Origin of the sequence: Neoalteromonas flava, from assembly GCF_002807685.1 — a bacterium.
Taxonomy (GTDB): Bacteria; Pseudomonadota; Gammaproteobacteria; order Enterobacterales; family Alteromonadaceae; genus Alteromonas_E; species Alteromonas_E flava.
This window is the reverse complement of sequence record NZ_PEAX01000001.1, coordinates 665405-677624: the sequence shown is the minus strand read 5'-3', so window position 1 is coordinate 677624 and position 12220 is coordinate 665405. Positions and strand designations below refer to the sequence as shown.

The 12220-nt window shown below is 47.3% G+C and carries 11 protein-coding genes; 10 read left to right on the top strand and 1 reads right to left on the bottom strand.

Features of this window, described 5'->3' with window-relative positions; all coding sequences use genetic code 11:
• The first annotated feature begins 203 nt into the window (after positions 1 to 203).
• The 9 genes from CSH92_RS03165 to CSH92_RS03125 all read left to right on the top strand — a co-directional run bounded on the left by CSH92_RS03165 (position 204) and on the right by CSH92_RS03125 (position 10716).
• Positions 204 to 971: a DUF3450 domain-containing protein gene (locus tag CSH92_RS03165; protein WP_100656137.1), complete on the top strand. Its 768-nt coding sequence runs from the start codon at positions 204 to 206 to the stop codon at positions 969 to 971.
• A gap of 28 nt (positions 972 to 999) precedes the next feature.
• Positions 1000 to 2343: a MotA/TolQ/ExbB proton channel family protein gene (locus tag CSH92_RS03160; RefSeq protein ID WP_240612728.1), complete on the top strand. Its 1344-nt coding sequence runs from the start codon at positions 1000 to 1002 to the stop codon at positions 2341 to 2343.
• Between the two features lie 3 nt (positions 2344 to 2346).
• Entirely contained in the window at positions 2347 to 2865 is a 519-nt protein-coding gene (locus tag CSH92_RS03155; RefSeq protein WP_100656135.1) for a MotA/TolQ/ExbB proton channel family protein, read from the top strand.
• A 42-nt stretch (positions 2866 to 2907) separates the two neighbouring features.
• Positions 2908 to 3315, top strand: coding sequence for an ExbD/TolR family protein (locus tag CSH92_RS03150; RefSeq protein WP_100656134.1), 408 nt, complete (start codon positions 2908 to 2910; stop codon positions 3313 to 3315).
• 3 nt (positions 3316 to 3318) lie between these two features.
• Entirely contained in the window at positions 3319 to 3927 is a 609-nt protein-coding gene (locus CSH92_RS03145) for an energy transducer TonB (RefSeq protein ID WP_100656133.1), read from the top strand.
• A 59-nt stretch (positions 3928 to 3986) separates the two neighbouring features.
• The gene (locus tag CSH92_RS03140; protein WP_240612727.1) at positions 3987 to 5255 is read left to right on the top strand and encodes a tetratricopeptide repeat protein; all 1269 of its coding nucleotides are present in this window, start codon (positions 3987 to 3989) and stop codon (positions 5253 to 5255) included.
• 119 nt (positions 5256 to 5374) lie between these two features.
• On the top strand, positions 5375 to 7582 hold the full coding sequence (locus tag CSH92_RS03135; RefSeq protein ID WP_100656131.1) for a S9 family peptidase: 2208 nt from the start codon (positions 5375 to 5377) through the stop codon (positions 7580 to 7582).
• Positions 7583 to 7585: 3 nt separating this feature from the next.
• Positions 7586 to 8830, top strand: coding sequence for a serine hydrolase domain-containing protein (locus tag CSH92_RS03130; protein WP_100656130.1), 1245 nt, complete (start codon positions 7586 to 7588; stop codon positions 8828 to 8830).
• On the top strand, positions 8827 to 10716 hold the full coding sequence (locus CSH92_RS03125) for a DUF885 domain-containing protein (RefSeq protein ID WP_240612713.1): 1890 nt from the start codon (positions 8827 to 8829) through the stop codon (positions 10714 to 10716). Before CSH92_RS03130 ends, CSH92_RS03125 begins: the two co-directional genes overlap by 4 nt.
• A gap of 7 nt (positions 10717 to 10723) precedes the next feature.
• Here the strand turns inward: CSH92_RS03125 and CSH92_RS17050 are convergent, their stop codons facing one another.
• Positions 10724 to 11467: a hypothetical protein gene (locus tag CSH92_RS17050; RefSeq protein WP_124916908.1), complete on the bottom strand. Its 744-nt coding sequence runs from the start codon at positions 11465 to 11467 to the stop codon at positions 10724 to 10726.
• Between the two features lie 121 nt (positions 11468 to 11588).
• Here CSH92_RS17050 and CSH92_RS03115 point away from each other — a divergent pair, with 121 nt between their 5' ends.
• Positions 11589 to 12137, top strand: a complete 549-nt coding sequence (locus tag CSH92_RS03115; protein WP_100656129.1) for a GbsR/MarR family transcriptional regulator — start codon at positions 11589 to 11591, stop codon at positions 12135 to 12137.
• Positions 12138 to 12220: the final 83 nt, after the last annotated feature.

Sequence of the window (12220 nt, the reverse complement as noted above, 5' to 3'; positions counted from 1 at the left end):
TCGAAATACAGGTTATAAGTTAATGCTCTCAACTAAAGCCTCCGTGGCTAGTTAAGCATAACGATACGGCCAATTGATATATGACACTCCTGTCATAGTAAATGTGCAATATGTAATAAAACTGTCATAGATATTCTGCATACTTCCCGCCAGTTTGAATAGTCGGATTTTGCCGACTTTTTAATTATCTAGGATATGCGCATATGACGTTTAAGAATTCACTACCGTTTGTACTGCTTGCCAGTGCCTTGGTATTGCTGCCAGTGCACGCGCAGGAAGACCAATATTTGGAGCCTGTGGTAAAAGTCGCACAGGAAACCAATGAGTCTGCGGCGACCTCGCAGCAACGCATCAATCAAATCACTGACCAAATTGATGACAAACTCCAACAGTTCAAGACCCTCAATAAGGAAATTGAAGGCTTAGACGTATACAACGAGCAATTGCGTCGTCAAATCGCCAATCAAGAGCAGGAAATGGCTGATCTCAATGCTGCGATCGACGAAGTGAGCGTCATTGAGCGTCAAATTACACCATTGATGCTGCGTATGATTGAAGGCTTAGAGCAATTTGTTGCCTTAGATATGCCGTTTTTGCCTGAAGAGCGCAACAAGCGTATCGCTGATCTAAAAGCCATGATGGATCGTGCTGACGTAGCGCCTTCAGAAAAATTCCGTCGGGTAATGGAAGCTTATCAGGTAGAAATGGATTATGGCCGCACATTGGAAGCATACAACGGCATCCATGTAATCGATGGCGAAGAACGTGACGTAGAATTCTTACGCTTAGGCCGTACAGCCTTAATCTGGCAGACCCGTGATGCGAGCCGTCAAGGTGTATGGAATAAGCAAACGCGTCAATGGCAGGAGCTTGATTCTAGTTATCGTACCCAGGTAACCAAAGGCTTGCGTATGGCTAAGAAGCAATTGGCACCGGATCTTCTCATGTTGCCTGTGGCATTGACGGATTAAGAGGTTAGCAATGAAACAGTTAGTTAAAATGACACTTGCCGCGGTAACCTTCAGTGCTTTTGCTGGTGCCGCAGTTGCGCAAGACCGCGCGCTTGACCTAGACGCGCTATTGAAGCAGTTAGAAGAGGGCAAGTTTGCTCAATCACAACAGAATACGCAACGTGAACAAGAGTTCACGGCAAAGCGCGCAGAGCAGGATCAGATTTTGCGCAACACTGAACAGTTGCGTGATCAAAAGTTACAAACCTCAGAGCGTTTGGAAACTACCTTTGAAGAAAATGAAATTCAATTAGCCAACTTGAACGAGACATTGAACAATCGCTTAGGTTCGTTAAAAGAATTGTTTGGTGTCTTGCAGCAAGTGGCTGGCGATACTAAAAACAAATTTTATAACTCAGTGATTTCTGCGCAGATTCCGGGGCGTGCTGACTTCCTTGACGAAATGGCCCAATCCATGGGTTCAAGCTCTAAACTAGCATCGATTGAAGAGATCGAGCGCGTATGGTTTGAGATCCAGCGAGAAATGACAGAATCAGGCAAAGTCACTAAGTTCATCACCGACGTGGTTGAAGCCGGCGGTAAAAAAGTGAACAAAGAAGTTGTGCGTGTTGGCCCATTTGCTTTGGTTGCTGACGGCATGTACCTCGACTTTAATAGTGCGACGGGTACCGTGGCAGAACTTGTTCGTCAACCTGCTGCTCGTTACAACGACAGTGCGGCCGCGTTACAAGAGTCAAACGGTAATTTAGTTCAGTTTGGTGTTGACCCTACTGGTGGTTCAATCCTTGGTTTATTGGTACAAGCGCCGAATCTGCGCGAGCGTGTTGAGCAAGGCGGACTCGTCGGTTATATCATCCTTATCGTGGGTGCTATTGGCTTACTTCTTTCCTTAGAGCGTTTAGTGTCGTTGTCGATTATCCGTGCCAAGGTCAATCGTCAGTTGAAGTCAGATACGTTTAAAAACGATAACCCGCTAGGGCGCGTCATGCAGGTGAAAGACAAGTATCCAGAAGCGGACACTGAGTCGTTAGAACTGCATCTAACAGAGGCAATCCTAGGCGAAGTACCTAAGTTGGGCAGAAACCTCACGATCATCAAAATTATTTCAGTGGTAGCGCCGTTGATGGGTCTACTTGGTACGGTAACCGGTATGATCAATACCTTCCAAGCGATTACCTTGTTCGGTACGGGCGATCCTAAATTGATGGCAGGTGGTATCTCCACCGCGTTGGTTACTACAGTACTTGGTCTGGTCGTTGCAATCCCAACGACACTACTTTACGCCATGTTAAATACGCGCAGTAAAAACATTGTTTACATTCTGCAAGAACAAGCGTCTGGCGTTATCGCGGAACGTGCTGAGCGGAGCTAACCGATGATCGAGATATTCGAAGCAATTCGCGATTTTACAGAGACAGGTGGCCAAGTTCTCTTGGTCATTGGTCTGCTGATCTTCGTGATGTGGCTATTGATACTCGAACGCGCATTGTACTTGTTCTTTACATATAAGCAGGACAAGAAAGCCGCCATCAGTGCATGGCGTGCCCGAGAAGACCGTTCATCCTGGTTTGCGGAGCAAATTCGCCAAAAGACCATTTCAAATTTGAGCATTCAGCTGAATGGCAGCATTCCTATCATTCAAGCGTTAGTGGCCTTGTGTCCATTACTCGGATTGATGGGAACGGTTACCGGCATGATTGAAGTATTCGATGTTATGGCGATATCGGGTTCGGGCAATGCACGTTCAATGGCATCGGGTGTATCAAAAGCCACTATTCCAACCATGGCAGGCATGGTCGGTGCGTTATCAGGGGTGTTTGCCGCCACTTGGTTAACGCGGACAGTTAAATCCGAGCGTATGCATCTTGAAGATGCCATGGAAATACAGCGTTAATGTTTTTCGATGCACTGAGGCATCGAGAAGAGGAATTCAGTTATGAAGCAGCACTTTCAAAATTTAGTCGATGAAGAAGAAGCAACAATCGACATGACTCCCATGCTAGACGTGGTCTTTATCATGTTGATCTTCTTTATTGTGACCGCCTCATTTGTGAAGGAAGCGGGGATTGATGTGAATCGCCCAGACGCTGCCACTGCGGTTAAGAAAGACCGAGCAAATATCTTGGTTGCAATTTCTGATACGGGTGAGATTTGGATCAATAAGCGGCGCATTGATGTTCGCGCAGTGCAAGCCAATATCGAGCGTTTACATGCAGAAAACCCGCAGGGCACGGTAGTGATCCAAGCGGACCGTAAATCAACCACTGAGACCCTGATCAAAGTGATGGACGCTGCGCGAGCGGCTGGGGTTTATGACGTATCAATTGCTGCACAAGAGCCGTAAACAATGCTTCGATTTATTAGTGCCATTGTTCTTTCACTTGCGATCACGCTAGGACTGTTCTTTTTGATGCAGTCGTTGATCCAATCCGGTGGCAGTGCATTAACTGAGCCGCCGGAAGGTAGCGTGCTTGACTTCGTGCGCGTGAAACAGGACGAACAGGTAGAGTCTAAAGAGCGCAAGCCACGCAAGCCACCACCGCCCAAAGAGCCGCCGCCCCCAATGGAGCAGCCGCAAATGGATTCACCTTCGCCTGATGGTGAAGGTTCTGGCTTAGACTTTGCCGCCGATGTGTCAGGTGATGTCGCTTTGGATGGAGGTCTGGCGCTGGAGTCGGGTGACGGTGAATACTTACCGATTGTAAAAGTTGCTGCGGTCTATCCGCGCAGAGCACTTCAGCGCGGGATTGAAGGCTTTGTTATCGTTGAGTTTACGGTAACTAAACAGGGCTCTGTACGCGACCCGGTTGTGGTTGAAGCCAATCCACAAGGCATATTTGAGCAAGCTGCATTAGATGCCGCACTTAAATTTAAATACAAGCCGCGCGTGGTCAATGGCGAGCCGACCGAAGTGTCTGGTGTGCAAAACCGTATAACCTTTAAGATAGATGGGTGATCCTGATGTTACTTCGATCGCACAAATGTAATTGGTTTATTCGCAGCGCCGCGCTCTCGATGTTGTTGAGCGTTGTAAGTCTGACAGCGCTGCCTACGTTGGCGCAAGAAACTGCTGCCAGTCAAAAGCAAACGCGTAAAGTACCTGCGTTGCGCTCTCGCGTGTATGATCAGCTATCGCGCGCGCAGTCGATTGCTGATGAAGGCAATATCGATGAAGCCATTGCGGTACTCGACGTGGTTGAATCGAAAGAAAGCTCAATGAACAGCTATGAGCTGGCAATGCTCTACAACTTCTATGGCTTTATCTACTACAACGCCGAAGATTACGACAAAGCCATTGAATCCTTTGAGAAAGTCGTAGCCCAAGACCCTATTCCTGAGACCTTCGAACAAACGACCCTGTTTAGTCTTGCCCAATTGCAGTTGATGCGTGGGAATTATGCCGAAAGTATTGATGCCCTAGAGCGTTGGGAAGCGTTAAATACCGGTCCAATTCCACCGAAAAATCTGGTTATCAAGGCACAAGCGTATTATCAGAATAAGCAATATGCGGAAGCTGAACGCTACATAACCAAAGCCGTTGAAGACCACGAAGCAGAAGGCATGCTGCCAGACGAAGGCTGGTTAATTCTGCAACGCGCGGTGTTCTACGAACTGAAGCAGCCAGAAAAAGTCAAAGACGTGTTGGTAAAGATGGTGCGTTTGTTTGATGAACCCAAGTATTGGGTTCAGTTAGCGGCGATGTACGGCGAACTGGAGCGTGAGCAAGAACAATACGCATTGATGGAAGCTGCGTACCAACAAGGCTATGTGACCTCAGCTTCAGATACCTTTAACTTGGCACAGCTGTATTATTTTCACCAAGCGCCGTATAAATGTGCACGCTTGATGGAGCAAGCACTGGCATCAGGCACCCTTGAACGTAATTTACGTAATCTTAAGTTTTTGTCGCAATGCTGGACTCAAGCAAAAGAAAATGAAAAAGCCGTGCCGGTGATGCAGGCTGCAGCAGAACTTTCTGAAGATGGTGATCTTGACGCCCAGTTAGGTCAGCTTTATCTGAATATGGAAGAATGGGATAAGGCTGTTGCTGCCACACAAAAGGCCATGGAAAAAGGTGGATTGTCCAATCAAGGTACCGCTCACTTAGTGTTAGGTATGGCCTATTACAATCAACGTCGTTTCGTTGATGCGCTAAATCAACTGGCAGAAGCTGAAAAGTTCGCGGCTAGCCGCGGTATGGCACAGCAATGGAGTAAGTACGTTGAGGGCGAGAAAGTGTCCTTCGAACGCAATCAAGCTGAGTTGAGTGGTTCGGCAGATTAAATTCGACCCAAGCGCCTCTCTGGCCAAGCTACTTAACAGCTGTAACAAAATAAAAACGTCGCAATTGCGGCGTTTTTTTGTATATTGGGGTAAACAATAACAAAAATGTCTCCACCTCAATGCAACACTCTCTTTTTTCTATAGCGTGCTTAGCCATCGCGTCTGGCATGTTGTTTAGTTGTACTCCTAATAACCCTGATTTGGATACTACCGTGACAGACACTTATCCGCGCCTGCAAGCGTTAGCGATCCCAGCGCCACAAGCCCAAGCCAAGGCATTTTCCTATACGCATCATGGGATCACCGTTGATGACCCCTATCAATGGTTAAAAGATCCTAATTACCCCGACACTCAAGATCCTGAGGTGCTAGGGTATTTAAAGGCCGAAAATGCCTACTTTGACGCTTTCCTTAAGCCTCATGAAGGATTGGTTAACACTTTGTTTGAAGAGTTTAAGGGGCGCGTCGATGAAACTGAGTCGTCAGTACCTTTTACCTTAAATGGCTATGAGTATCGCTACGAGTATCGGCAGGGTGACAATTATCCCACCTATCTGCGGCGAGCCCTAGATAGTGATCATGAACAGGTATTTCTGGATGTGCCCGCATTGGCTAAAGAGTATGACTATTTCGTCGTCGGCGACTGGGAGATTTCACCCAATAACCAACTTTTGATATACACCGTCGATACCAGCGGTGACGAACGTTATGTAGCGGTAGTCAAGGATTTACGCAGCGACGAAGTATTACCCATCGATTTAAATAATATTGGTGGTAGCGTGGAGTTTACTCCTGACGGCAATGGCATTGTGTATGAAAAACTCAGCCTCGACCGCTGGTATGTTGAATCCATCAATTTACGTCTGTTAGACCCCAGTGAAGCAGTAGCGCCTGATCACGTGTTGTTTACTGAGAGTGATCCCAAATTCTTCCTGGGGGCGTCGTTTACCTCAGATCATCGCTGGTTGGTGAAGTCTTCCTATAGTGGTGGCAACAATGATGTTGAGTTGTTACCCGCAGATGACCTATTTGGCGAGCCAGTTGAGTTAATCAAGCGCACCGATGCGGTCAGTGCTGAGGTTGACTCAGTGGGGCAACAATTATTCGTGATGATTAACGACTTGCATGTCAACGGTCGCTTAGTCAAGGTCGATGGTGGTTTAGCGCCTGCTGCCATGCGCGATAAGTCCAACTGGCAAACCTTGATCGCGGGCAATGACGCGATGTATTTAACCGGTCTTAAAGCCTTCCAAACATTTTTGGCCTTGGAGCTGTCGGTTGATGGCGTAGAACACATCCAACTACATGACTTCGATGGCACATTGCAACAGCAACTTGCATTGCCTGAGTCTGCCCGGGCAGTGAGTTTGGGCACTAATCCCGAGTTTCAGCAAGATCATGTGCGCATTAATTATGAATCAATGATCACACCGGATTCTGTGTTCGATTACGATATTGCTTCGCAACAGTTAGTCACCCGCAAAGTCAAAGCGATCCCTTCGGGTTACGATGCCAGCAACTATATTACTGAGCGCTTGATGGCGCCGGCGCGTGATGGTGCACTAGTGCCGATTTCGATTGTTTATCATAAATCGTTTCAGCGCGATGGCAACGCGCCAATGTCTTTGTATGCCTATGGTGCCTACGGTTCAGGTATGAGCCCGAGTTTCTCTGCAGAACGCCTGAGTTTGCTGGATCGCGGTTTCTCGTTTGCGCTTGCCCATGTGCGCGGAGGCGATGAAATGGGCTATCAATGGTACTTGGACGGTAAGCTGGATAAACGCATGAACGCCTTTACTGATTTTATTGATGTTGCTCAATATCTGATCGCACAAAACTATGTCAGTGCGGGTAATATCTCTATATCCGGGCGCAGTGCAGGTGGCAAAATGATGGGCGCAATGACGGTGCAAGCCCCCGATTTGTGGCGCTCCGTATCCTTAGTGGTTCCTTTTGTGGATGTACTCAACACCATGCTTGACGAGTCGTTACCCCTCACACCGCCAGAGTGGCAGGAATGGGGGAATCCTGCGGCAAGCAAAACCGTATTTGAATATTTATTGTCTTACTCGCCGTACGACAATATCACTGCCCGCGAGTATCCGCCAATGCTTGTCACCGGCGGTTTGAACGACCCGCGAGTGACGTATTGGGAGCCCGCGAAATGGACGGCCAAAATGCGCAATACCAAAACCGACAACAACCTGCTGGTGATGCGCATGAATATGGGGGCCGGTCATTTCGCTAACAGTGGGCGCTATGGCAGGCTAAAAGATCGTGCTCAAGAATATGCCTTTCAACTGCTTGCCCACGGCATCCAGGAATAACCCATGAAGATGCGTAAATCGGCCATAGGGTTTGCGTTAGTCACGCTAGTACTGGTGGCGTTATTGATTGTTTATGGCGACAATCTGAAGCGTTTGTATATGGCGGTTACTTTGTATGACGAAGATAAAATCGCACAGAATTTTGTCTCAATGCCAGCGGCGTTTACGGTCACCACGTTAACGCCCAGCAGCCAGCCGTATAAATTTCCTCGCGTAACCATACATGAACCTACAGACCTGGCACTGCAAGCTGTAGGAACAAGCGAAACCCTAGCCGAGTTTTTGGTTGCCAGTCGCACCACCAGTTTATTGGTGATTGCAGATGGTGCCATTGTTTATGAATACTATGGTGAGACCGGCGCTGCTGACCGGCCACATATTTCGTTTTCAGTCGCCAAATCTTTCGTTTCAGCGTTGGTAGGAATTGCGCTTGAACAGGGCTTCATCAAAAATATTAATCAGCCAGTGGTTGATTATGTGCCTGAACTTGCCGCGAGTGGTTATCAACACGCCACAATAAAAAACGTACTACAAATGTCTTCCGGCGTGCGTTTCAATGAAGATTACGCTGATTTTAATTCCGATATTAATCGTTTCTCGCGGGCCATTGCGTTTGGCAGCTCATTAGATGATTTCACTGCATCCCTTGAGTCAGAGCGAGCGCCCGGCCAAGTGAACCATTACGTCAGTATTGATACTCAGGTATTGGGTATGGTGTTGGTAAGGGCAACCCAAATGTCGCTCACAGATTATGCCCAGCGCTATCTTTGGGAGCCACTTGGGATGCAAGATACAGCCTATTGGCTGAGTGATGATGAGGGCATGGAATTAGCTTTGGGCGGGTTAAATGTGACTGCCAGAGATTATGCGAAGTTTGGTTGGTTGTACGCCAATCAAGGGCGTTTTAACGGAGTGCAAGTTGTGCCTGAGGCATGGGTATATGAATCTACACATGCCACTGACCCGCATGTATTACGTAGCACTGAGGCCAATCTCGCTGGGCCCTACGGTTATGGTTACCAATGGTGGTTGCCACCCGGTAGTGATTCTGACTTTATGGCACGTGGTATCTATCATCAATATATTTACGTAGCGCCAGATGCTAAGGTAGTGATTGTTAAAACATCGGTCAACCATCGGTTTAACGATAAAAGCTTACAGTGGTCAGCTCGCCATTTAGCCTTGTTTAGAACGCTGACTGACTATTATTCAAATTTACCAAGCCTCGACAGAAAGGAAGGAAAATGATTATAAAACCCAGCAAAATTGCGCTCGCTTTAGGCACCGCGCTAATACTTGGCGCCTGTTCTAAGGCACCTGAATCAACTTCACAAAATACGGCAACAACAACGGCAGAGCAGAGCGTAACCGCTGAGATACAAGCGGCAGAAACTGCACGTTTGAATGAATGGTTTGAAACGAAGTACGAAGAACAGTTGATGCAGTCGCCACTGACATTGACCTCATTGGGACGAAAAGAACGGTATGGCGAGTTTGACGATATGTCCGAGCTTGCGGGTGAGCAACAATACGAATGGCTGAAAGCCACTGTGGAAGAATTAAAAAGCTCTTTTGATTACGCCAAGCTCAGCGATGACGCGAAGATTTCGTATGACCTTTGGATTTACGGCTATGATGTGGCTACAGCCATGCGCCCTTTCCAACGTCGGGCTTATATCTTCTCGCAGATGTCAGGGCCGCAGAGTTCATTACCCAATTTATTAATCAACTTTCATAATGTCACTGAAGTACAAGACATGCGCGACTATATTTCGCGGATCAGCGGGCTTGCGCGAGCGGTGGCACAATTGCTTAAACGCGCAGAGTTGCATGCCACTGAAGGCGTTCGTCCACCGTATTTTGCCTACGATGGGGTAATAGAACAGGCGACCAACTTGATCACAGGCGCACCCTTTACTGAAGCTGCACAAGAAGACTCTGCGATTTATGGCGACGCCAAACGTAAAATTGCTGGATTACTTGAAGCCGGCAAGATTGACCAAGCCCAAGCTGATGAGTTTACTGCTCAAGTCAAAGAAGCGCTGTTGACCGACTTTTACAATAGCTATCAAGCGTTAATTACTTGGCATCAAACCGATCGCGAAAATATCTCAGAACAAGCCAGTGGCATGAGTGCCTTACCTGATGGGATTGATGCATACAACGCAGCACTCTTTAACTCGACGACAACGCAGATGACAGCGGATGAAATTCATCAGTTAGGATTATCCGAAGTCGCGCGTCTGCGAGCAGAAATGGAAGCGATTAAAGAGGCAGTAGAATTTGAGGGCGACCTTGCCGCGTTTTTCGAATTTATCAAAACCGCCACTGATGATGAGCGTTTCTTCTACCCCAATACTGATGAAGGTCGCCAAGGCTACATCGACGACTCAAAGGCTTTCTTGGCGTATATCGATAGCAAGTTACCCGAGTATTTTGGGATCCTGCCAAAAGCCGACTTGGTGGTAAAACGCGTCGAAGCGTTTCGTGAGCAACCAGGTGCTGCTCAGCACTATTATCCGGGAACACCGGACGGTTCTCGACCTGGCGTTTATTATGCGCATTTGATTGATATGACCTCCATGCCGAAAAACGAAATGGAAGCGATTGCCTATCATGAAGGCAATCCTGGGCATCACATGCAAATTTCCATCGCACAGGAACTTGAAGGTGTACCGACCTTCAGAACCCAGCAATTCTTCAATGCTTATGTTGAGGGATGGGCGCTCTATTCAGAATTGTTAGCCAAAGAAATGGGCGCTTACCAAGACCCTTACTCTGATTTTGGTCGGGTAGTCACTGAGATGTGGCGCGCCATCCGTTTAGTTGTAGATACCGGCATTCATGCCAAGGGATGGACGGAGCAACAAGCCATCGACTATTTCCAACAAAACTCGCCCGTGCCTATTGGGCAGATTCGTTCGGAAGTGCAACGTTACTTCGTTTGGCCAGGACAAGCCACAGGCTACAAAATTGGTATGATCAAGATCCTCGAGCTACGCGAGAAAGCGCGCACCGCGCTGGGTGATAAGTTTGATATTCGTCAGTTCCACGATGTGGTGTTAGGCGGCGGGGCTGTGCCCTTGCCGATCCTTGAACGCTTGATTGATGAATGGATTGCGAGCCAACAATAAGTAGTAGTTACTTCGCGCTTACTTCGGTAAGCGCGCTTATTTGGGTAATAATGCGGTTACGACTGTTCAGTGCGCTGTAAATGTGCACCGCACCTTGTGCAGGGAATATTGCATTTTTTAGCAGCGCATCACAATTCTCGGTCAAGCACTCCGGTTTAAATTCCACCGACACGGCCATCGTGTTGGGATAAAGCATTTTCTTTTTACATCCAGCAATAGCCGCAAACGGGATTTTCAGAAATTCTGATTTAGCCGGGTCATAGACCACGTAAAGATACTGGTTGTCGTGCAAGATATTGGGCCAGCCGCGTTTAAGTCGACCACTGAGCAGTAGGGCAAACACAGCAAAGCCGAACAATCCCAGACAGATACTCTTTATCACCATCGGTACTTCAGGTTTAGCAATCACCAAGGCGTAAATCAGCCCCCCAAATCCTAAGGTAAAGCCTGCGACTAACCAGCGCACTGCGCGGCCACTGGTGCCACTCACTAGTGTACATGCGGCTAATTGAGTGTCATCAAGGGTTACGACTGAAAGCATTTTGAAGTGGGTCAACCAAGTTGTCTTTGTATTATCGCCAGAGTGTAGCGGAGCCGATAATAAAAAAATACCCTGCTGTAATACGCCAATACGCCAATACGCCAATACGCCAATAAGCCAATAAGCCAATAAGCCAATAAGCCAATAAGCCAATAAGCCAATAAGCCAATAAGCCAATAAGCCAATAAAAGAGTAAGTCAGCAAACTCATTCTGGCGGCATAACTTGCGACTTATCCTGAATTCATACGCTCAAGTGAACAAACCGAAAAAACTTGATCTATGTCAAATAATTATTATACTTTCAGAAAATATTGAAAGTTGAGAAAGTTTATGACCATGACACCCATGATTGAGTCGTTTGTAATGCACTTTGGTGAGATGGGTAGTCGTTGGGGTTTCAATCGCACGGTTGGTCAAATCTATGCATTGCTGGTGGTTAATGAGCAACCGTTAACCGCCAACGAAATCGGCGAAGCCCTGAGTATTTCCCGTGGCAACGTTAGTATGGGATTAAAAGAGCTACACTCGTGGCAGCTGATCAGTACCGTACATAAGCCGGGTGAGCGTAAAGAATTTTACGGTGCCAAGGGCAGTATTTGGGATATGGCCAACCGGGTTTTTGAAGAGCGACGTAAGCGCGAGATGGACCCAACCTTAAGCTTGCTTAGAGATATCTTACTGGATGAGCCAGCAAACCCCGCAGAAGAATTTGCGCAAAGCCAAATTGAAGATATTCACAACTTGCTTGAGCAAATTACTGAATGGACGCAAGCGCTACAAAGTCTGAGCCCGGAAAAACTTAACACGTTGATGAAACTGGGTTCTGGTGTTGGCAAAGTTCTCGACATGAAAGACCGTTTATTAAAATCGAATAGTTAACCTAGCAAGCCGTTAAAGCGGTTTGTCAAAGTGCAGTGCCAAACACAATGAGCGACCGCACTTTGACTAATTTCTTTAGTAGT

Bases quoted from the DNA above. Each gene is read 5' to 3' on its own strand.
- CSH92_RS03140 (WP_240612727.1), top strand. From the start codon at position 3,987: ATGTTGTTGAGCGTTGTAAGTCTGACAGCGCTGCCTACGTTGGCGCAA.
- CSH92_RS03135 (WP_100656131.1), top strand. From the start codon at position 5,375: ATGCAACACTCTCTTTTTTCTATAGCGTGCTTAGCCATCGCGTCTGGC.
- CSH92_RS03145 (WP_100656133.1), top strand. From the start codon at position 3,319: ATGCTTCGATTTATTAGTGCCATTGTTCTTTCACTTGCGATCACGCTA.
- CSH92_RS03130 (WP_100656130.1), top strand. From the start codon at position 7,586: ATGAAGATGCGTAAATCGGCCATAGGGTTTGCGTTAGTCACGCTAGTA.
- CSH92_RS03125 (WP_240612713.1), top strand. From the start codon at position 8,827: ATGATTATAAAACCCAGCAAAATTGCGCTCGCTTTAGGCACCGCGCTA.
- CSH92_RS03150 (WP_100656134.1), top strand. From the start codon at position 2,908: ATGAAGCAGCACTTTCAAAATTTAGTCGATGAAGAAGAAGCAACAATC.
- CSH92_RS03155 (WP_100656135.1), top strand. From the start codon at position 2,347: ATGATCGAGATATTCGAAGCAATTCGCGATTTTACAGAGACAGGTGGC.
- CSH92_RS03160 (WP_240612728.1), top strand. From the start codon at position 1,000: ATGACACTTGCCGCGGTAACCTTCAGTGCTTTTGCTGGTGCCGCAGTT.
- CSH92_RS03165 (WP_100656137.1), top strand. From the start codon at position 204: ATGACGTTTAAGAATTCACTACCGTTTGTACTGCTTGCCAGTGCCTTG.
- CSH92_RS03115 (WP_100656129.1), top strand. From the start codon at position 11,589: ATGACCATGACACCCATGATTGAGTCGTTTGTAATGCACTTTGGTGAG.
- CSH92_RS17050 (WP_124916908.1), bottom strand. From the start codon at position 11,467: ATGAGTTTGCTGACTTACTCTTTTATTGGCTTATTGGCTTATTGGCTT.